Origin of the sequence: Myroides sp. (genome assembly GCF_032073645.1) — a bacterium.
Classification (GTDB): Bacteria; Bacteroidota; Bacteroidia; order Flavobacteriales; family Flavobacteriaceae; genus Flavobacterium; species Flavobacterium odoratimimum.
The window spans coordinates 40255-60958 of record NZ_DAMANB010000010.1; the positions used below are offsets into that span (position 1 = coordinate 40255).

17 protein-coding genes are annotated in these 20704 nt (G+C 35.2%); 11 read left to right on the forward strand and 6 right to left on the reverse strand.

What is annotated here, in order from left to right:
• Nucleotides 1–2 precede the first annotated feature (2 nt).
• From RT228_RS09140 to dgt, 8 genes are all read left to right on the forward strand, one after another.
• Entirely contained in the window at nucleotides 3–2774 is a 2772-nt protein-coding gene (locus RT228_RS09140; protein WP_006257419.1) for a 2-oxoglutarate dehydrogenase E1 component, read from the forward strand.
• Between the two features lie 51 nt (nucleotides 2775–2825).
• Nucleotides 2826–4046, forward strand: coding sequence for a 2-oxoglutarate dehydrogenase complex dihydrolipoyllysine-residue succinyltransferase (odhB, locus tag RT228_RS09145; RefSeq protein ID WP_006257418.1), 1221 nt, complete (start codon nucleotides 2826–2828; stop codon nucleotides 4044–4046).
• Nucleotides 4047–4436: 390 nt separating this feature from the next.
• The gene (locus tag RT228_RS09150) at nucleotides 4437–5414 is read left to right on the forward strand and encodes a ribonucleotide-diphosphate reductase subunit beta (RefSeq protein WP_006257417.1); all 978 of its coding nucleotides are present in this window, start codon (nucleotides 4437–4439) and stop codon (nucleotides 5412–5414) included.
• Between the two features lie 27 nt (nucleotides 5415–5441).
• Nucleotides 5442–7835 (forward strand): ribonucleoside-diphosphate reductase subunit alpha, encoded by a 2394-nt coding sequence (locus tag RT228_RS09155; RefSeq protein ID WP_006257416.1) that lies wholly within the window; start codon nucleotides 5442–5444, stop codon nucleotides 7833–7835.
• Nucleotides 7836–7918: 83 nt separating this feature from the next.
• Nucleotides 7919–8143, forward strand: coding sequence for a hypothetical protein (locus RT228_RS09160; protein WP_006257415.1), 225 nt, complete (start codon nucleotides 7919–7921; stop codon nucleotides 8141–8143).
• A gap of 124 nt (nucleotides 8144–8267) precedes the next feature.
• Nucleotides 8268–9347, forward strand: coding sequence for a hypothetical protein (locus RT228_RS09165; RefSeq protein ID WP_073145195.1), 1080 nt, complete (start codon nucleotides 8268–8270; stop codon nucleotides 9345–9347).
• Between the two features lie 137 nt (nucleotides 9348–9484).
• Nucleotides 9485–10201: an AAA family ATPase gene (locus RT228_RS09170; RefSeq protein ID WP_253113083.1), complete on the forward strand. Its 717-nt coding sequence runs from the start codon at nucleotides 9485–9487 to the stop codon at nucleotides 10199–10201.
• A gap of 14 nt (nucleotides 10202–10215) precedes the next feature.
• Nucleotides 10216–11562 (forward strand): dGTP triphosphohydrolase, encoded by a 1347-nt coding sequence (gene dgt / locus RT228_RS09175; protein ID WP_313138600.1) that lies wholly within the window; start codon nucleotides 10216–10218, stop codon nucleotides 11560–11562.
• Nucleotides 11563–11649: 87 nt separating this feature from the next.
• Here dgt and RT228_RS09180 read toward each other — a convergent pair whose 3' ends face one another.
• From RT228_RS09180 to rplU, 3 genes are all read right to left on the reverse strand, one after another.
• A complete protein-coding gene (locus tag RT228_RS09180) occupies nucleotides 11650–12993 on the reverse strand; it encodes a hypothetical protein (protein WP_313138601.1) in 1344 nt (447 codons plus the stop codon).
• Nucleotides 12994–13317: 324 nt separating this feature from the next.
• A complete protein-coding gene (rpmA, locus tag RT228_RS09185) occupies nucleotides 13318–13578 on the reverse strand; it encodes a 50S ribosomal protein L27 (protein ID WP_006257409.1) in 261 nt (86 codons plus the stop codon).
• A 24-nt stretch (nucleotides 13579–13602) separates the two neighbouring features.
• Nucleotides 13603–13965, reverse strand: a complete 363-nt coding sequence (rplU, locus tag RT228_RS09190; protein ID WP_006257408.1) for a 50S ribosomal protein L21 — start codon at nucleotides 13963–13965, stop codon at nucleotides 13603–13605.
• A 369-nt stretch (nucleotides 13966–14334) separates the two neighbouring features.
• Between rplU and RT228_RS09195 the strand changes: the two genes are divergently transcribed.
• From RT228_RS09195 to RT228_RS09205, 3 genes are all read left to right on the forward strand, one after another.
• Nucleotides 14335–15654, forward strand: a complete 1320-nt coding sequence (locus RT228_RS09195) for a M16 family metallopeptidase (protein WP_006257407.1) — start codon at nucleotides 14335–14337, stop codon at nucleotides 15652–15654.
• Nucleotides 15655–15673: 19 nt separating this feature from the next.
• Nucleotides 15674–17725 (forward strand): M16 family metallopeptidase, encoded by a 2052-nt coding sequence (locus RT228_RS09200; protein ID WP_253113086.1) that lies wholly within the window; start codon nucleotides 15674–15676, stop codon nucleotides 17723–17725.
• A 98-nt stretch (nucleotides 17726–17823) separates the two neighbouring features.
• Nucleotides 17824–18183, forward strand: a complete 360-nt coding sequence (locus tag RT228_RS09205) for a heavy-metal-associated domain-containing protein (protein ID WP_025125410.1) — start codon at nucleotides 17824–17826, stop codon at nucleotides 18181–18183.
• Nucleotides 18184–18469: 286 nt separating this feature from the next.
• Here RT228_RS09205 and gldD read toward each other — a convergent pair whose 3' ends face one another.
• From gldD to mutY, 3 genes are read right to left on the reverse strand one after another with little or no spacing between them, the layout of a single operon-like run.
• Nucleotides 18470–19060, reverse strand: coding sequence for a gliding motility lipoprotein GldD (gldD, locus tag RT228_RS09210; protein WP_006266286.1), 591 nt, complete (start codon nucleotides 19058–19060; stop codon nucleotides 18470–18472).
• 40 nt (nucleotides 19061–19100) lie between these two features.
• On the reverse strand, nucleotides 19101–19544 hold the full coding sequence (locus RT228_RS09215) for a single-stranded DNA-binding protein (RefSeq protein ID WP_006260551.1): 444 nt from the start codon (nucleotides 19542–19544) through the stop codon (nucleotides 19101–19103).
• 4 nt (nucleotides 19545–19548) lie between these two features.
• A complete protein-coding gene (gene mutY / locus RT228_RS09220) occupies nucleotides 19549–20619 on the reverse strand; it encodes an A/G-specific adenine glycosylase (RefSeq protein ID WP_313138602.1) in 1071 nt (356 codons plus the stop codon).
• Nucleotides 20620–20704 lie beyond the last annotated feature (85 nt).

Sequence of the window (20704 nt, forward strand, 5' to 3'; positions counted from 1 at the left end):
TTATGGATAGATATTCCTTTTTAAATGCGGCACACACTGCATTTTTTGCAGATTTATATGATCAATATTTAGAAAGCCCAGATAGCGTAGAGCCAAGCTGGAGAGCTTTCTTTCAGGGATTTGACTTTGCAAATGAATACAATGGTGGGCCTGTTGAGCAATTATCACAAGCTTATACGTCAAGTAATAGTGTTGGTGTAGATAGTTCAGCGCAGTTAGGGCAACTTCAAAAGGAGTTTGCTGTATTAAAATTAATTGACGCTTACAGAACTTATGGGCATTTATTGACTAAAACAAACCCATTAAGAGACAGAAAAGTAGAGCATCCAGATTTGAGTTTAGAGAAGTTTGGTCTTTCTCAAGCAGATTTGAATGTTAATTTTGAGGCTGCAAAAACAATACAACTACCAACTACTACATTGGGACAAATCATTGCCCAATTAGAGAAAATTTACTGTACTACATTAGGTATTGAGTACAAGTACATCACTGATGAAGCTGCTGTACAATGGATTCAAAATCACTATGAGGCTACAGAGGCAAAATTTGATAGTGAAGAGAAGAAAGAAATTCTGCACAAGTTAATTGAGGCAGTGTCTTTTGAAAACTTCCTAAACACAAAATACGTTGGACAAAAACGTTTCTCACTAGAGGGTCTAGAGGCTGCAATACCAGCGATGGACTTTATGATGGACGCTGCTGCTGAAAAAGGAGTAGAGGAGATCGTAGTAGGGATGGCACACCGTGGACGTCTTAATGTATTAGCTAACGTATTCCACAAACCTGCACAAGATATCTTTGCTGAATTTGACGGTAAAGATTATGATGCTGTTGAAGGTTTTGACGGAGACGTTAAGTATCACTTAGGTCTTACATCGACACGTAAGACTCGTTCTGGAAAAGAGATCCATGTTAACTTAACTCCTAACCCTTCTCACTTAGAGACTGTAGGGGCAGTTATCGAAGGTATCGCTAGAGCGAAACAAGATACTATATTTGTAAACGAACCATCTAAAGTTTTACCTATCGCTCTTCACGGAGATGCTGCAATCGCTGGACAAGGAATTGTTTATGAAATTGTACAGATGGCTAAACTTAGAGGGTATAAGACAGAAGGTACAATTCACATTGTATTAAACAACCAAGTTGGTTTTACAACTAACTATTCTGATGGTCGTTCTTCTACTTATTCTACAGATGTTGCTAAAGTAACTCAATCTCCTGTATTACACGTTAACGCTGACGATACTGAAGCTGCAGTAAGAGCATTCTTATTCGCTTTAGATTACCGTATGCATTTTGGTACAGATGTATTTATTGACTTAGTTGGATACCGTAAATACGGACACAACGAGGGAGATGAACCAAAGTTCACTCAACCAATCTTGTACAAGTTAATCTCTAAACACCCTAACTCTCGTAATATCTATAACGCTAGATTATTAGAGGATAAAGTGGTAGATGATGCTTTCGTTAAATCTTTAGAGAAACAATATAAAGATGCTTTAGAACAAGAGTTAAGCACTTCTCGTGAAAAAGAATTTGCTAAGGTTAGAACATTTATGGAAGAGAACTGGGATGGATTCCACATCGCAGGTCGTGACAAAATGGTAGCTGACTACGACACTAAAGTTTCTAAAGAGAAATTAACTGCAATTGCTGAAGTAATTACTGCATTGCCTGGTGATAAAAAATTCATCAATAAGGTGACAAGACTTATCGGAGATAGAAAAGCTATGTTCTTCGAGAAAGATGCTTTAGACTGGGCTATGGGTGAGTTATTAGCGTATGGTACACTATTGACAGATGGATACGATGTGCGTATGTCAGGTCAAGATGTAGAGCGTGGTACATTCTCTCACAGACATGCTGTAGTGAAAACAGAAGATACAGAAGAGTCAATCATCTTATTAAACCAATTAAAAGAGCAAAATGGTCAAATGAGAATATTCAACTCTCTATTGGCTGAGTATGCTGTTTTAGGTTTTGAGTATGGTTATGCATTGACTAATCCTAATACACTAACTATCTGGGAAGCACAGTTCGGGGATTTCTCTAACGGAGCTCAGATTATGATGGATCAATATATCTCTGCTGCTGAAGATAAATGGAGCAACCAGAACGGTATCGTGATGTTATTACCTCACGGATATGAGAATCAAGGTGCTGAACACTCTTCTGCTAGATTAGAGCGTTACTTACAGTTATGTGCTGAAAGTAATATGTTCGTAACGAATGTAACTACTCCAGCTAACTTCTTCCACTTAATGAGAAGACAAATGATCACTGACTTTAGAAAGCCATTAATCAATATGTCTCCTAAGAGTTTATTAAGACACCCAGCTGCGGTATCTTCTATCAGTGACTTTACAGATGGTAAATTCCAGTACGTGATAGACGATGCTAATGTAAATGCTGCAGATGTAAAATCAGTAGTATTGTGTAGTGGTAAGTTCTACTACGACTTAGTAGCTAAGCGTGAAGAATTAGGTAGAAAGGATATTGCATTTGTTCGTATCGAACAATTATTCCCATTACCAATCGAGCAAATTGCTGAGGTATTAGCGAAGTATACTAATGCAGACGACTTCGTATGGGGTCAAGAAGAGCCACGTAACATGGGTGCTTATGGGCATATGTTAATGAACTTTGACTTGAAACCATTGCGTTATGCAGGTAACCAAGCATTTAGTGCACCAGCTTCAGGAAGTTCTGTACGTTCTAAAAAACGTTATGCAGAAGCTATCGCAAAAGTGTTCGACAAGAATTTATAATAGAAAAAAAACGTATTTTTACATAACAATATTTAATTAAAGCATATACAGATGAGCATCTTAGAAATGAAAGTTCCTTCGCCAGGTGAATCAATTACTGAAGTTGAAATCGCTACATGGTTAGTAAAAGATGGAGATTACGTTGAAAAAGACCAAGCTATTGCTGAAGTAGATTCAGATAAAGCAACTTTAGAATTACCAGCTGAAGAAAGTGGTATTATCACTTTAAAAGCAGAAGAAGGTGACGCTGTTGCTGTAGGGCAAGTAGTTTGTTTAATCGATATGAGTGCTGCAAAACCTGCAGGAGGTGCTTCTACAGAAGCTAAACCAGCTCAAGAGGCTCCTAAAGCAGAAGCTCCTAAAGCTGAACCTGTGCAAGCTGCAGCTACTACTTATGCTACTGGAAGTGCATCTCCAGCTGCTAAGAAAATTTTAGATGAGAAAAGCATCAACCCAGCTACTGTAACTGGTACTGGTAAAGATGGTAGAATCACTAAAGAAGATGCAGTAAACGCAAAAGCTTCTATGGGTACACCAACTGGAGGACCTAGAGGAGAAGAGCGCAAAAAAATGTCTATGTTACGTCGTAAAGTAGCTGAGCGTCTAGTGGAAGCTAAAAACACGACTGCTATGTTAACTACTTTCAACGAAGTTAACTTAACTAACGTAAACAAATTAAGAGCTGAGTATAAAGATGCTTTCAAAGCTAAGCATGGTGTAGGATTAGGATTTATGTCTTTCTTCACTAAAGCGGTTACTCGTGCTTTAGAATTATATCCAGACGTGAACTCTATGATCGATGGTCAAGACCAAATCAAGTTTGACTTCGCTGATATCTCTATTGCTGTATCAGGACCTAAAGGTCTAATGGTGCCAGTAGTGAGAAATGCTGAGTTATTATCTTTCCGTGGTGTTGAGGCTGAAATCAAGCGTTTAGCTATCAGAGCTCGTGATGGACAAATCACTGTAGATGAGATGACAGGTGGTACATTCACTATTACTAATGGTGGTGTATTCGGATCTATGTTATCTACTCCAATTATCAACCCTCCACAGTCTGCTATCTTAGGTATGCACAATATCATTGAGCGTCCTATCGCTGTAGATGGAAAAGTTGAGATTCACCCAATGATGTATGTGGCGTTATCTTATGACCACAGAATCATCGACGGACGTGAGTCAGTAGGTTTCTTAGTAGCTATTAAAGAGGCTTTAGAGAACCCAACTGAATTATTATTAGGTAATAATCCTAAGAAAGCTTTCGAACTTTAGTAGTTAGAAACTTTTTGAAATATAGAAAACGGCGACTATTTATAGTTGCCGTTTTTTTGTGTTCTATATTGTACAGATAAGAGCTTTTTGTGTTAAATAACTGAGCTGTATCTCGCAAGATTTAATCGATTAGCTTACTGTCTTGAAAGGAGCTCTTATCCCTTAATGGTAGTAGGATGAGGTTGTTTAGTGTAGTAATATTTTTTTTGTAAGATGTTGTAAATTAGTTGTTTGTGTAAGTTGTTGATTGCTAGCTATTGTTAATAACTTGTACCATTTGTGAATAACTAGGTTGTACACTAATTTTTTATAGAGCAAAAAAAACATCATATTTGTAAAAGAGAGGGAGAATTCTCTCGTGATATTTTAATCTTTTATATTCAATATAGTATGGCTGTTCAAGAACCAATTTTAACTGAAAACAAAAATAGATTCGTAATATTTCCTATCAAGCATCATGATATTTGGGATTGGTATAAGAAGATGGAAGCTAGCTTTTGGACAGCAGAAGAGATTGATTTGCATCAAGATTTATCTGATTGGAACAATAAGCTAAATGAAGATGAACGTTATTTTATCAAACATATTCTTGCTTTCTTCGCCGCATCTGATGGTATAGTGAATGAAAACTTAGCAGAGAACTTTGTGAATGAGGTACAATACGCTGAGGCAAAGTTCTTCTATGGATTCCAGATTATGATGGAGAATATTCACAGTGAAACTTATTCTCTACTTATCGATACGTATGTGAAGAATGAGGAAGAAAAAGATAGATTATTCAGAGCTATAGAGGTGTTCCCGGCTATTATGAAAAAAGCAGAATGGGCACTGAAGTGGATAGAGTCTGATTCGTTTGCAGAGCGTTTAATCGCCTTTGCAGCTGTAGAAGGTATCTTCTTCTCAGGAGCGTTCTGTTCTATCTTCTGGTTGAAGAAAAGAGGGCTTATGCCAGGTCTTACTTTTTCAAATGAATTAATATCTAGAGATGAGGGAGTACACTGTGACTTCGCAGTACACTTACATAATCACCACTTGATTAATAAAGTTCCTAAAGAGCGCATTAGAGAGATCTTAGTAGATGCTTTAAATATAGAAAGAGAGTTTATTACAGAGTCTTTACCAGTTAGTTTGATTGGTATGAACTCTACATTGATGACTCAATATTTAGAGTTTGTGACAGATAGATTATTAGTGGAGTTAGGTTGTGCAAAAGAATATAATGTAGGTAATCCTTTTGACTTTATGGATATGATCTCTCTACAAGGTAAGACAAACTTCTTTGAAAAACGTGTGTCTGAGTACCAAAAAGCAGGAGTGATTTCTAAAGAAGAAGGAGGTAATAAGATTAGCTTCGACGCAGATTTTTAATTGTTAACTTAAAAAGGAAAAGAGTAGATGTACGTAATAAAAAGAGACGGAAGAAGAGAGCCTGTAAGTTTTGACAAGATTACAGACCGAATTAGAATACTGTGTTATGAGCTAAATGAGTTCGTAGATCCTGTAAAGGTAGCGATGAGAGTTATCGAAGGATTATACGATGGAGTAGCTACTTCTGAATTAGATAATCTGGCAGCTGAGACAGCGGCTTCTATGACTGTGACGCATCCTGACTATGCGCTGTTAGCAGCTAGAATAGCAGTATCTAATTTACATAAGAATACTAAAAAAGTCTTCTCAGAAACGGTAGAAGATTTATATAGATATGTCAATCCTCGTACAGGACAGGAAGCTCCACTTATTGCTGACGACGTGTATGAGGTGATTAAAAAGCATGGTGAGAGATTAGATTCAACTATTATCTATCAACGTGATTTTAACTATGATTACTTTGGGTTTAAGACATTAGAGCGTTCTTATTTATTAAAGCTTAATGGTAAGATAGTAGAGCGCCCTCAGCATATGCTAATGCGAGTAGCTGTTGGGATACACTTAGATGATATTGATTCTGTTATAGAAACATACGAATTGATGTCTAAGAAGTATTTTACACATGCTACGCCAACGTTATTTAATTCTGGAACACCTAAGCCTCAGATGTCATCTTGTTTCTTATTAACAATGAAAGATGATAGTATTGAGGGAATATATGATACCTTAAAACAAACGGCTAAGATTTCTCAATCGGCTGGGGGTATAGGTCTATCTATTCACAATGTACGTGCGACAGGATCTTATATCAGAGGTACGAACGGTACTTCTAATGGTATCGTGCCTATGCTACGTGTGTATAATGATACAGCTAGATATGTGGATCAAGGTGGAGGTAAGCGTAAAGGTAGTTTCGCTATTTACCTAGAACCATGGCATGCAGACGTGTTTGACTTTATCGAATTGAGAAAAAACCATGGTAAAGAAGAAATGCGAGCACGTGATTTGTTCCTTGCTTTATGGATCAATGACTTATTCATGCAACGTGTAGAGGCTGATGAGAAATGGACTCTAATGTGTCCTAATGAGTGCCCTGGTCTTTGTGATGTATATGGAGAGGAGTTTGAGCAACTTTATTTGAAGTATGAGAATGAAGGTAAAGGTAGACGTACAATCAAGGCACGTGAGTTATGGGAAGCAGTTCTAGAGGCTCAGATAGAGACAGGAACACCTTATATGCTATATAAAGACGCGGCTAATGCGAAGTCAAATCAGAAGAATTTAGGTGTGATTAGATCATCTAACTTGTGTACAGAGATTATGGAGTACACTTCTCCAGATGAAGTGGCGGTATGTAATCTAGCGTCTATCTCATTGCCAATGTTTGTAGAAGATGGTCAATTTAATCATCAGTTTTTATTTGATGTAACGAAGCGTATTACACGTAACTTAAACCGTGTTATCGATAGAAACTACTATCCTGTAGAAGAGGCGTATAATTCTAATATGCGTCATAGACCTGTGGGATTAGGAGTACAAGGATTAGCAGATGCATTTATCATGATGAGAATGCCGTTCACTAGTCCAGAAGCAAAGCAATTAAACCAAGAGATATTCGAAACGATATACTTTGCAGCTTTAACTGCTTCTATGGAAATGGCTAAAGAGGAAGGAGCATATTCTACGTTTGAGGGATCACCTATTTCTAAAGGAGAGTTCCAATACAATATGTGGGGTGTGAAAGATGAAGAATTAAGTGGAAGATGGGATTGGGCTTCTTTGAGAAAAGAAGTAATGGCTAGTGGAGTGAGAAACTCTTTATTATTAGCGCCTATGCCTACAGCATCTACTTCTCAAATCTTAGGAAATAATGAGGCATTCGAACCTTATACATCGAATATCTATACTAGACGTGTGTTATCAGGAGAGTTTATTGTTGTAAATAAACATTTATTGAAAGACCTTGTAGAGTTAGGTCTTTGGAATGAAGATTTAAAACAAGAGATCATGCGTGCGAATGGTTCTATCCAACATATTGATTTTATACCTGCTGATATTAGAGAATTGTATAAAACAGTATGGGAACTTAGTATGAAAGATATCATTGATATGTCACGTCAACGTGGATATTTCATTGACCAGTCTCAATCTTTAAACTTGTTTATGGAAGGAGCGAACTATGCTAAGTTAACCTCTATGCACTTCTATGCGTGGAAGTCAGGGTTAAAGACAGGAATGTATTACTTGCGTACGAAGTCTGCTGTAGATGCGATTAAGTTTACTTTAAATAACGAGAAGAAAACTAATCCAAATGCTATAGAAGAAGTAGAGCAGGTGTCTGTAGAAGACTATCAAGCGATGTTACAGCGTGCTAGAATGGCTGCTAATAATGATGAAGATTGTGAAATGTGTGGTTCTTAAAGAACATACTTTATTGATATTAAAAGGTAGTTCACTGAGCTACCTTTTTTGTTGTATCTTTGTGCCATTAACAGTTATATACTATGTCTAAAGAAACTAAAAAAGGTATTTTTAAAGGAGCGATAGAGAAAGATGCTAAAGGAAATTATTTCTGTGGGCCTTATTTATTAGATTACCAATATACAGAAGCAAACTTCAAAGTAGGTGATGTGATCAGCATTAAGAAAGCTATTGCTAACCCTAGTAATATGAGTAGAGAAGACTACCCAATGAAGTCAATGAAGTTCTTCTTAGCAGGTGAAGAATAAGATTATAGAGACGGAGTTATACCAGAACTATAGATAAGAATAGGTAAGGAGTGATGAATAGTCACTCCTTTTTTGTTTATGTTCTGTAAGATAATCGTTATATTTACTGTTAAAGAAATAAGCTATGAGAAAGATATTCTCTATTGTAGGAGGATTGTTATTATTGGGGATAGGTGTTTTTGTATATCAGAATTATTATGAGGATAACAACTACCCTTCTAAACCTAAAGTAGTAAAAAATAGTAATCGTATCCGTACTATAATAGATGAGAAAGATATAGGATTAGATATATATTATCTAATCAAACAAGATAATGGAGAAGATATAAGAATAGATCATGTATATTATTATGACGTAGTCGCTCCTGATTATTCTAGTGAGAATTATATTCGTTTTACAGATAAAGACAGAGAGTTAGTAGGCCTATATAATGATAAAGGACAAGTAATTATAGAACCTATATATTCGGGATTAACCAAAGTGCATAATGGTATGTTATATGCTCTAAAAGGTGCTGTGAAAGATAATATAGGGAGGAATGGTGATAGACATAATGTACTTCTAGGAGGAGATACCTATCTTTTAAATACAAAAGGGGAGGTATTAATTGAAGATATGCTTGAACCTCATATTGATTTGGATATGTTTAGCTTAAAAATTACTGATGAACCTTTAGAAGATAGTTATTATGTTAGCTTAAAGGGGGTGAATGGTAAGTATTATAACTTCGTTCAATTAGAGAAGTATTTACAGTATTTCACAGAACAGGTATTCTTACCAAGTACAGAAGGAAGTAAATGGGAGAAGTATCTATCAGATAATCTGAAAGTGAACTTAGAAGTAGAGAATGATAATATAGGAGATTATATAGTCATCGATAAAAAGGAGTTGTTAGAAGATAAGAGAGAACTAATAACTCAAGCATTTGACTTAGTAAGAACGGGAGATAGCAGTCGTTATCACATTGATTATTATATAGAAGATGGAGTGATCACTGATGATACAGAAATCACATCTGAGCAAGACAGAAAGTTATATTTAGATGAAGAAGGCAAATGGAGAAGTGCAGAGTTTCCTGCGTTTAGTGTAAATATAAAGGAAGTTAAAGGTAAGCAGACGAGATCTAATCACTTTGATTTCTATAGAAATAAAGATGGCGGAATGACGCTTTATCAGATTACTATTCGCGCTCGTTATTTCTAATCAAGGCGGAATGGTTTTATTTAGGGGATTAGTTGTGAATGTACTAAAATGTTCTTTTTTCTCTTTTCTGGAGGAGTTAATCGAGGAATATAAGCAGTATATTTGTGGTTTAACACACAACAAATTTATTGTTTAATATGAGTTCTTTATATTATATAGATCGCACTAAGATTTCTTTAGACGATGTCATGTTTAATGACAACGTAAAAGCTGAGATTACTCAATTTCTAAAAGAGTATAAATACCGTGATATACTGATGAAGTATAATCTTCCTGTTAGTAATAAAATATTGCTTTATGGTAAGACAGGATGTGGTAAGACCATGACAGCTAAGGCTATTGCTAAACATTTAGATAAGAAACTTATCATTGTTAATCTTGCTACTATTGTTTCTTCCAAGCTAGGAGAAACGGCTAAGAATATTGAGAGTTTATTTAAAGAAATTCAATACGAGAGTTCTGTCCTATTCTTTGATGAGTTTGACTCATTAGGCCAGATTAGAGATTATGACAATAAGGATAACAGTGAGATGAAACGTGTAGTGAATGCTATCTTACAGTTGATAGATAATCTACCACAGAAGTCTATTCTTATGGCAGCTACGAATCAGATACACATGATTGACGAAGCTCTAGTTAGACGCTTTGAGTTACAGTTAGAATATACAGCTCCGAATAAAGAGGCTCTTGACTTCTATTACGATAAGTTACTTAAGGAATATCCAGAAGAATACAGAACGTTAACGAGGATATATGACGTGTCTTATGCAGAGGCAAAGAACCATGTATTCAAAACAGTAAAAGATAATATTATAAATAGCCAATTATTATTAGAGGCTAATCAAAATAACTAGTTGAACATTTGCTTATGATGAAATGGGAAAAGTTACTATCACTAAAGAAGTATGGTGACACTTTTGTTAGAAATAGATTAGATGAACTAGAGACTCGTATAGGGTTTGAGGTGGACTATGATAGAATCATCTTTTCATCGCCATTTAGAAGTTTACAAGATAAAACACAAGTAATCCCTCTGTCTAAGACGAACTTTGTTCACACTAGATTGACACATAGTTTAGAAGTGTCTGTGGTAGGACGTTCTTTAGGTAGAATAGTAGGTTCTAGTCTTTTAAATAAATATACTTATTTAGCAGAAGAATACGGATATACAGTAAATGATTTCGGGGCTATAGTAGCAGCGGCTTCATTAGCACACGATATTGGTAATCCTCCATTTGGGCACTCAGGTGAACGTGCGATAGGTGACTTCTTTAAACGAGGACTAGGAGCTAAGTATAGAGATCAGGTAACAGATAAGGAATGGCAAGACTTGATTGACTTTGAAGGTAATGCAAATGGTTTTGCTATATTGACGAAGAGTCGTCCTGGTATGGCAGGTGGTTTAAGAATCTCTTATGCTACACTAGGAGCCTTTATGAAGTATCCTAAAGAGAGTTTGCCTAAGAAATTGACTAGAGATATCTCAGATAAGAAATATGGCTTCTTTCAAGAGGATAAAGAGGCATTTATTGATGTAGCGAATGAACTAGGTCTTATATCTAAAGATGATCGTACTGAAGCAGCATATTTTAGACACCCTTTGGCTTTCTTGGTTGAAGCAGCAGACGATATATGTTATACTATAACAGACTTCGAAGACGGTATTAATCTCGGATGGATACCAGAAGAGCACGCTCTAGAGTTTTTAATCAAGATTGTTCAGAACAGTATTAACCCACAGACTTATGCTCAGTTAGCATCTAAAGAGGATAGAGTGAGTTATTTAAGAGCCTTAGCGATAGGGAGTTTGATACAGGATGTGTGTAGAGTATTCTTAGAGAATGAAGATAAGATATTAGCAGGTGAGTATCCTTATGCCTTAACGGAGAAGTGTAGTTATATCGCTCAGATGAAAGATATTCTTTCTGTGAGTATTAATAAAGTATACCAGAGCCGTGAAGTGATAGAGAAAGAGATAGTAGGATATAAAGTGATCAATGCTCTGTTAGAAGCGTTTACGTCAGCTGTAAATAACGTTTATTACGGAGAAGAGAGTCAGTATGATCTATTGATTATGTCTCTATTATCTGATAAGTATAGAATAGAGAGTGATAGTGTATATGTGCGCTTAATGAATATATGTCACTTTATCTCAATGTTGACTGATGGTAAAGCTCTAGAGTTGTATAATATGATAAAAGGAAACGATAGATAAAATTGTATCATTTATAATAAATCAAAAAGAGGTAATAGTATTCAACTATTACCTCTTTTTTTAGCTTAAAATATCTGTGAAATTAAATTACTCTCTTGTAGTAGGGATCCAAAGATGTGCGTATTTCATCATACCTTCTTTAGGATCAAATATTTTATCTGCTGATGGAGCTTTAATTTGAATAGCCTCTTCTTTTGTTTTAGCTATTGGCTCTCCTTGACCTAATATAGTATTACTTCCATCTTTTGTTGCTATTGCATAAGTTGCTTTAGATCCATCTTCAGCGATATCTTTTACATAGATAGTTAAGAAATAACCTACTCTTCTAGCATAGTATCCTTCTCCTTTAGTTATTTCATAAATGATTTGACCCTCTTTTTCATTTGTGAATACCTTTTTAAGTGTAGCTCTACCTCCTTCTTTCATTTCTGCATTAGGATCGTCACTAAAGTTACCAATCATTATAAATGCATCATCTCCTTGACCTACTGTAAACTTGTAGTATCCAAATCCATTATTGATTATTTCAGTAGTATATGTACCGTCTAGTACACCGAAGATTGCATTAGTGTCTTTTTGGTATCTATTGAAGGTTACTTCTTTTTCCCCTTTGTTATCTTTTAGTTTAGCGCTTGAAGCAAATTCTTTTTCAGCTTTATCTTTCTCTGTTGGTAAGTATGTAGTACGTCCTATCTCTACAAGTTTACCTTTGATGTTCTGTAATTGTATAACATAGAATCGCCCTTTTACTGATTCATCTTTACCTTCAAGAAGTATTTTGTTTGTGTTCTTATTATGAGCAAGTACTGTCATGTCATAAGCTGAGAATCCACTATTAAAGTTTACTACTTCATCTGAGAAAGTATATGTGTATTTATGCCCTTGATCTTCAAATATATATAATCCGCTTATAGGTAGTTTAATAGTTTCAACTATAGTTCCTTGTTTCATAGGTAACCAACCAAATTGACCTTTATCATGCTCAACTATAACATCTTTTGCTGGGTAAGCTGCTTTAATTGTCTCTATTTCTGTTTTAGCTGTCAAATCGATATTTAATAAAAACTCACTTTTATTATCTTTAATATCTCTAAAAAAGAATGCTTTGTATTCATTGTTGTCTTTATTTTTAGCAACAGTTTTTAGAACACCTTCTGCATTCTTGTATGTTGTGATAACATTAAATACTTCATCGTCTTGACCACTACCTGCCATTCCTGACATCTTCATCGTGATTGTAGTCTTTTCAAAATGAAAAGGGATAGGGTTACCAGCGTGATTAAATGAATAATCACCTATAATAGGAGATTCTTTACTTACCTCTACTTGATCTTTTTGTTCTGGTCTGATGATTTCGTTATCATCACTAGAACAACTCGTCAACAAAAATGCAGTGATTGCAAATAACGAAAGTACTTTTTTAATCTTCATTTTTAATAAGTTAGATTGTTTAATTATTTAGAACAAATGTAAATAAAATATCTAATTCTACAATAGTTATTTTTATTTTGTCTAAATAATTAATATTAAGTGCTGATTTATAGTTTGTTATGTTGTTTTAGGGGATGGTGTTTATTGTAATGAATCTAAATAAAATAGATAATCTAAAGAGCTTTATTAGTTTTTTGAAGAGCAAAGAAAGTAAGGAGGTAAGATGCGAGACTATAGTGCACAAAAAAAGGCGCTATAATTAATTATAGCGCCTTCTCTATGTTTTCTATTTATTTGTCTTAAACAAATAAATAAGTTTGATTCTTAAGCTTCAAATGGTAAAATAGAAACGTAAGACTTGTTGTCTTTTTTCTTTTGGAATTTAACAACACCGTCAACTTTTGCATGTAAAGTATGATCTTTCCCCATGTAAACGTTTTCACCAGCATTGTGCTTAGAACCTCTTTGTCTAACGATGATATTTCCAGCGATAGCTGCTTGACCACCATAAATCTTAACGCCTAAACGTTTCGATTCTGATTCTCTACCATTCTTAGAACTACCTACACCTTTTTTGTGTGCCATGACGTTTTAAATTTAGTTTGTTAATTACTCAGCTGCTTCAGCAGTTTCTTTTTTAGTTGCTTTCTTTTTAGCTCCTCCTGCATTGATTCCCTCAATAACAATTTGAGTTAAAGCTTGTCTGTGTCCGTTTTTCTTTTTGTAACCTTTTCTTCTTTTCTTTTTGAAAACGATTACTTTGTCACCTTGTAGGTGTTGTAAAACTTTAGCTTCCACAGAAGCACCTTCTATAGCTGGGGCGCCTAGAGTGATGTTGTTGTTGTCATCAACTAAAAGAACTTTGTCAAAAGTAACTTTTGATCCTTCTTCAGTTGCTAAACGGTGTACATACACTTTTTGGTCTTTGCTAACTTTGAATTGTTGCCCTGCTATCTCTACGATTGCGTACATAACAAAAAATTAAAATGTTTATTAAGGGTGCAAATATACATTTAATTTCTTATTTACAAAAGTTTTACACCTCCCATTTAGAATATTTTTTATTTCTATTTTGGTGTAAATGAGTTAGTTCTGATATACTTCATTATCCTATAAAGTTTGCTTAAGGAGAGGTGTGATAGATCATTAGTAGTAGATCTATGCCTCTGATGGCGGTGTTATCTGTTTGATGAAGTTTATTTAGTACTGTCGATGAATGTCAATTTGGTGGTGTATTGGACTGTTTATTTAATAAAATATAAAAATATTTTAGAAATAGTGTAACATAATTTAAAATATGGCTACTTATTAGGTTATAACCTAATTTCAAAATATTGTAGAATGAAAAAATCTTTATTGGTTTTAGGCTCATTATTCTTCGGAATATCTGCCTTAGCTCAAAAAGTGGAATTCGAGCAGTACACTTTAGATAACGGATTACACGTTATCTTACATCAAGACAAATCAGCTCCTGTAGTAGTGACATCAGTGATGTATCACGTAGGGGCTAAAGATGAGAACCCTGATAGAACAGGATTTGCTCACTTCTTTGAACACTTACTATTTGAAGGAACGAAGAATATTGAGCGCGGTGAGTGGTTTAAGATAGTAACTGCTAATGGAGGTAATAATAATGCTAATACCTCAGATGACCGTACTTATTATTATGAAGTATTCCCTTCTAATAATTTAGAGCTTGGGCTTTGGATGGAGTCTGAGCGTCTGATGCACCCTATCATTAATCAGATAGGTGTAACTACTCAGAATGAAGTAGTAAAAGAAGAAAAGAGACTACGTGTAGATAATCAGCCTTATGGTCAATTATTCTCAGAGGTGAAGAAAAATCTATTCGTTAAGCACCCTTATCGCTGGGCACCTATTGGATCTATGGAACATTTAGATGCTGCTACTTTAGATGAGTTCTTAGCTTTTAACAAGAAGTTTTATTTACCAAATAACGCTGTTTTAGTTGTAGCTGGTGATTTTGAGAAAGATCAAGCAAAAACGTGGATTAAACAATATTTTGGACCTATTGCTAAAGGAAGTCCTGTTGTAAAAAACAAATTTGAGGAAGCTCCTATAACAAAAGAAATTCACGCTGAGTTTCAAGATCCGAATATTCAACTTCCAATGTTAGTAGAAGCATATCGTACACCATCTATGAAGACTCGTGATGCTCGTGTGTTAGATATGATCTCGTCTATTTTATCAGGAGGGAAAAGTTCTAGATTGTATAAAAAAGTAGTTGACCAAAAGAAGATGGCTTTAGAAATGGCTTCATTTAACTTAAGTCAAGAAGATTATGGAATCTACTTTATTTACGGTATTCCGATGCAAGGTTTTGCTTCGGCTGATTTAATTAAAGAGATTGATGAAGAAATCGAGAAATTACAGACTGAGTTGATTTCAGAGCGTGACTTCCAGAAACTTCAGAACGTTTTCGAAAAGCAATATGTTGATTCTAACTCTAATGTAGAAGGATTAGCTGAGAATCTTGCTTCTTATTACCTATTGTACGGTGATGTTAATCTAATTAATACGAATATAGATATCTATAGAAGTATCACTAGAGAAGAGATTCGCGATGTAGCTAAAAAATACCTGAATAAAAATCAAAGGTTAATTTTGGATTATATCCCTACAAAGAAAGCTAATAACTAATTTTAACTGTAGACTAGAAATGAAAAAAATATATATTTATGCTGCAAGTGTAGTGTTTGCTTTGGCAGCTTTAGAAGTACAAGCTCAAGATAGAAAACAGCCTGTAGCGGGGCCTGCGCCAGTAGTACATGTAGGACAGCCTACCTCTTTTGTATTAAAGAATGGGATGAAGGTGATGGTTGTGCAGAATACGAAGTTACCTCGAGTATCTTATACATTGAGTATTGATAATCCGTTAATCTATGATGGGGAGAAAGCAGGAGTAGCTTCTATCTTATCTGAAATGTTGGGGAATGAGACGAAGAAGATGAATAAAGATCAGTTCTTAGAAGAAATAGACTTCTTAGGAGCTAGAATTAATTTCCATACAGGTGGTGCTTCAGCGAATGGGTTGTCTAAACACAATGAGACTATTCTAAACTTACTAGCTGATGGAGTAATCAACTCTGTGCTGACACAAGAGGAATTCGACAAGGCAAAGGCAAAAGCTATTGAAGGAGTAAAGGCCGGTGAGAACAGTGTGACTAATATTGCTCGTAGAGTAGAAGACGCTGTGCTATACGGGAAGAATACTCCAGTAGGAGAATTCGAAACAGAGAAGACATTAAGCAATGTAACTTTTGCTGATGTTCAAGCATACTTTAAGAAGTATTACTCTCCTGAGAACGCATACTTAGTAGTGGTAGGAGATATTGATTATAAAAAGACAGAGAAGTCTATTAAGGGGCTTTTTGAGGCTTGGAATAAATCGAATACACAGTATAAAGATGTTGTCTATAAAGGGAACGTTAGCGCTACAGAGATTAACTTCGTAGATATGCCTAACGCTGTTCAGTCTGAGATAGCATTAGTAAATGAGGTTGAATTAAAAATGACAGACAAGGATTATTTTGCTGTTATTTTGGCTAACCAAATTCTTGGAGGTGGAGGAGAAGGTCGTCTTTTCTTAAACTTGCGTGAAGCACATGGTTGGACGTATGGAGCGTACTCTTCTATAAGTCCATCTCGTAAGTATCCTGGTAAATTTAGAGCCACAGCTGCAGTGCGTAACGTGGTTACAGATAGCGCTGTAACAGAGTTTGTAAAAGAGATAGACCTTATCCGTACAACTCCTGTTAAAGAAGATGAACTGAAGTTAGCGAAAGCTAAATATGTAGGGGACTTCGTGATGGAAATCCAGAAACCTGCTACTGTAGCTAGATATGCTCTTAATAAAGAGTTGTATAAACTTCCAGCTGATTTTTATGAGAACTACATTAAGAATATCAATGCTGTAACAATAGCAGATGTACAGAAAGCTGCTCAGAAGTATTTCCTTAAGGATAATATGCGTATCGTTATCGTAGGTAAAGGTAGCGACGTATTATCAGGATTAGAGAAATTAGGATATTCTATTAAGTACTATACTAAAGAGGCTGATGAAGCTAGTAAGCCAGACTTTAGTAAAGCAGTACCTGCTGGAGTAACTGTTAATTCTGTAGTAGATAAATATTTGAACGCTATCGGTGGAGAGAAGAAAGTAGCAGAGATCAAATCTGTTGTCATAACTAGTACTGCTGAAGTACAAGGGATGAAACTAGAATCTATATCTAAAATGAAAGAGGGATATATCTTAGTAGAGCAGAAGATGATGGGGAATACTTTATCTAAGCAAGTAGTGACTCCAAAAGCTGGTTATGTAATGCAACAAGGCCAAAAACTGGAACTTACAGGTGATAAATTAGCTGAAGTACAAAGTGAAGCAACAATTTTTCCTGAGTTAAAAATGAAAGCTAATAAAAGTGCTATTGTTACTGGTGTAGAGTCTTTTAATGGTAAAGATGCTGTAGGTGTTAAAGTTGGTAAGTCTGTTTACTATTATGACTTGACTACTGGACTTAAAGTAGGTGCTGTAATGACTCAAGAGCAAGGTGGCCAAGTAATGAATATGACTACTAAGTATGAGGATTATAAAGAAGTGAAAGGGGTAAAAATACCTTTTAAACAAGTATTAAATGTAGGAATAGAGATTGTTAATATCGTTACAGATGTTAAAATCAACGAAGGAGTTACTGACGAGGATTTTAAATAATTGATTATCTAAATAATAGAATTGAAAAAGCAACTGATTTATCAGTTGCTTTTTTTATTTTTGTACCATCAAGAATGTAATTTTAAAATACCACAAAGATGAAAATAGTAAAGTCAATAGGCTTCATGATGTTAGGAGCTATATTAGTAGTGTCGTGTAAGAATGAAGAGAAGACAGCTGATACGTCAGTATCTACTGCATCTACAGAAGTAGCTGGTAATGTGGAGCACACTACATTTAAGATAGATGGAATGACGTGTGAGATAGGATGCGCCAAGCTTATAGAAGGTAAGTTAGCAGGGCTAGACGGAGTGAAGTTAGCTAAAGTTGACTTTGATACTAAGACTGCAGAGATAGACTTTGATGAATCTAAGCAGAGTGTAGAGTCATTAGTAGGTACTGTAGAGAAGATCGCTAATGGTATTTATAAGGTAGAGAGCGTTAGTGCTACTAAATAATAAGAACAATATAAGAGTAGGGGCATTCCTCATCTGTTTAAATATTTGATCTAAAGCGAGTGTGTTGATACATACTCGCTTTTTTTATTGGTTTTAATGCGAGTGAGTCCGTTGTGAGTCCGTTATGAGTCTGTAGTGAGTCCGTTATTTTGGATGATTTAACGGAGTCATGATGTACTGATGATGTAGAAATATAGTTCGCATGACGCAGAAGACTCCTATAAAAACAAAATGGAACTAATCTATACAGACTAGCTCCATCGGAATATAAAAATCGAGATGTATTCTATTTTATAATAGGTGTGTTTGCATCCTGTTTACTAGTCCATTTAAGTGTCTCTAGTAGTGTTCTCATATCTTTCTTTACATATTCTGTAGCGGGTAAGATAGAGTCATAGTTTGGTTTAGCATAGAAGTATAGAGAGGCTACGATAAAGTTTTTTATACTATCTGTAGCGTAGAACTGTACATTCGTAGCAGCATTTCCCTGTACATCATATAGCATACCATATACTCTGTCATCAGAGTTGATATAAGGTTGTTCTATAATCTCATCAGCCTTCACGAAGTGCTCATAAGTAAGCTTCTGTGCGTCTTTTAGCAGTAGATTTAAGTTGTTTTCTACAGGCTTATAGTTGATGAAGATGGTAGCCTTCATCTGTGGATAATGTATTTCTAGTGAATTCTTTTTAGTCTCTTTAATAGTAGACCATTGATTCTGACTAAACTCAAAACCGTTTTCGTTTTGATAAGTCTTGTATTCCTGATTAGGATAGTCTAGAGCTAAGAAAGCATTTGGCTTAGGAGTAGTATCCTCTTTGCAGGCAGCGAAGAAGACTACAGATAATAGTAAAGTGCTTATATATTGGAATTTCATCTTTCTTATTTCGATTAAGGTTTACAAAGTAGTAACCTACTTAAAACGGCAAATTGTCATTATTAGTCTCTTTAGGGATATTAAAATTGTCTACAGCCTCTTTTTTTTCTTCTTCAAAAGATGTTTTTTGTCTGTAGTCATTTTCTTTTTTGGTATCTAAGAACATAAACTCTGTTACCATAATCTCTACTGTCTGTCTATTCATGCCATCTTCTCCTTGCCATTGACGGGTGCGTATTCTCCCTTCTACATAGATGCGATCTCCCTTAGATAGATATTTCTCACACACTTCAGCAGCTTTGTTTTTGACGACTAGATTATGCCATTCTGTAGAAGTATATTTTTCTCCGGATGTTTTATTGACATAAACTTCGTTAGTCGCAATCGGAAAACGACCTATACAATTACCATTTTCGAAGTAATGCATCTTGACGTTATCACCTAAGTGACCTATTAATGTAACTTTGTTAAGGGTGCCGTTCATAGTGTTAGGATATTAGTGTTTTTAAATCTAAGGATGTAATAAAGTTATGAATTACAATCGGAAAACCAAATTTATTTAAATCCTCCCAACTCGTTTGTACAGAAGGTGTTGCTTCTATTTGTACGCACCAGAACTTGATGTGTAACTTCTGATGTGATAGCTGGTGTGTGATAGCGTCAGTCGTCAGTTGTTTTATCTCCTTTATATATAAGGTGTCGTATCGCTCTCTCAGTGCAGAGTCTATGTCTTTTACATGATGAGTGAAACTGTCGAATACTGGAAATTGGTATAGCTGTTGCCAGATATCTTTAGCTGTGCGTTGTTCTATATGAGTATTACCATCTTTATCAATGAAGATGATAAAGTCTAAATAGCGTTTTTTTACCTTTACCTTGCTTAGTTTGATAGGGAGTACAGCCACCTGATTAGTCTGATAGGCTACACACTCTTTAATATAAGGGCATGATGGACAGTCAGGACTCTTCGGGGTACATTGTATCGCACCGAAGTCCATGATCGCTTGATTAAAGGTCGCAGGGTCATGCTGAGGAATTAGAGTAGCAGCTAGTGCTTGAAATTCTTTCTTAGTAGTATTGGTAGAGATATCAGAAGTGATACCGTATACACGTGATAATACTCTGAATACATTGCCGTCTACTACAGGTACTACTTCATCATAAGCGATAGAGGCTATGGCAGCAGCAGTATATTCTCCTATACCTTTTAATGTAAGTAGTTCTTTATAATTAGGAGGAAATACTCCATTTAGTTCATAGGCTACCTTTTTTGCTGTTGCATGAAGGTTTCTAGCTCTACTGTAGTAGCCAAGTCCTTGCCATAAGCGCATTACATCATCTTCGGGTGCATCTGCTAGATCTTTTACAGTAGGATAAGTGGTTAAAAAGGCTTCAAAATAGGGCAAACCTTGCGCTACTCGCGTTTGTTGCAGTATTATTTCTGATAACCAAATGGCGTAAGGGTTTTTAGTTTCTCTCCAAGGTAAAAAACGTTTGTTTTCTAAGTACCAAGTAATGAGTTTATTAGAAAAAATCATTGTAAAAAGTATTGAACGCAAACTTAAAACTTTATATATTTAAATTTTAATCAATTAAGGTTGAATTATTGGGATATAAATTAATATATTTGCACACTCTAAAAAT

What these genes read in the sequence shown, in the direction of transcription:
- RT228_RS09165 (WP_073145195.1), top strand. Translation starts at nt 8,268, where the DNA reads ATGAGAAAGATATTCTCTATTGTAGGAGGATTGTTATTATTGGGGATA.
- rpmA (WP_006257409.1), bottom strand. Translation starts at nt 13,578, where the DNA reads ATGGCACACAAAAAAGGTGTAGGTAGTTCTAAGAATGGTAGAGAATCA.
- RT228_RS09195 (WP_006257407.1), top strand. Translation starts at nt 14,335, where the DNA reads ATGAAAAAATCTTTATTGGTTTTAGGCTCATTATTCTTCGGAATATCT.
- RT228_RS09215 (WP_006260551.1), bottom strand. Translation starts at nt 19,544, where the DNA reads ATGAACGGCACCCTTAACAAAGTTACATTAATAGGTCACTTAGGTGAT.
- RT228_RS09200 (WP_253113086.1), top strand. Translation starts at nt 15,674, where the DNA reads ATGAAAAAAATATATATTTATGCTGCAAGTGTAGTGTTTGCTTTGGCA.
- RT228_RS09150 (WP_006257417.1), top strand. Translation starts at nt 4,437, where the DNA reads ATGGCTGTTCAAGAACCAATTTTAACTGAAAACAAAAATAGATTCGTA.
- RT228_RS09205 (WP_025125410.1), top strand. Translation starts at nt 17,824, where the DNA reads ATGAAAATAGTAAAGTCAATAGGCTTCATGATGTTAGGAGCTATATTA.
- dgt (WP_313138600.1), top strand. Translation starts at nt 10,216, where the DNA reads ATGATGAAATGGGAAAAGTTACTATCACTAAAGAAGTATGGTGACACT.
- RT228_RS09155 (WP_006257416.1), top strand. Translation starts at nt 5,442, where the DNA reads ATGTACGTAATAAAAAGAGACGGAAGAAGAGAGCCTGTAAGTTTTGAC.
- gldD (WP_006266286.1), bottom strand. Translation starts at nt 19,060, where the DNA reads ATGAAATTCCAATATATAAGCACTTTACTATTATCTGTAGTCTTCTTC.
- RT228_RS09170 (WP_253113083.1), top strand. Translation starts at nt 9,485, where the DNA reads ATGAGTTCTTTATATTATATAGATCGCACTAAGATTTCTTTAGACGAT.
- RT228_RS09160 (WP_006257415.1), top strand. Translation starts at nt 7,919, where the DNA reads ATGTCTAAAGAAACTAAAAAAGGTATTTTTAAAGGAGCGATAGAGAAA.
- RT228_RS09180 (WP_313138601.1), bottom strand. Translation starts at nt 12,993, where the DNA reads ATGAAGATTAAAAAAGTACTTTCGTTATTTGCAATCACTGCATTTTTG.
- rplU (WP_006257408.1), bottom strand. Translation starts at nt 13,965, where the DNA reads ATGTACGCAATCGTAGAGATAGCAGGGCAACAATTCAAAGTTAGCAAA.
- RT228_RS09140 (WP_006257419.1), top strand. Translation starts at nt 3, where the DNA reads ATGGATAGATATTCCTTTTTAAATGCGGCACACACTGCATTTTTTGCA.
- odhB (WP_006257418.1), top strand. Translation starts at nt 2,826, where the DNA reads ATGAGCATCTTAGAAATGAAAGTTCCTTCGCCAGGTGAATCAATTACT.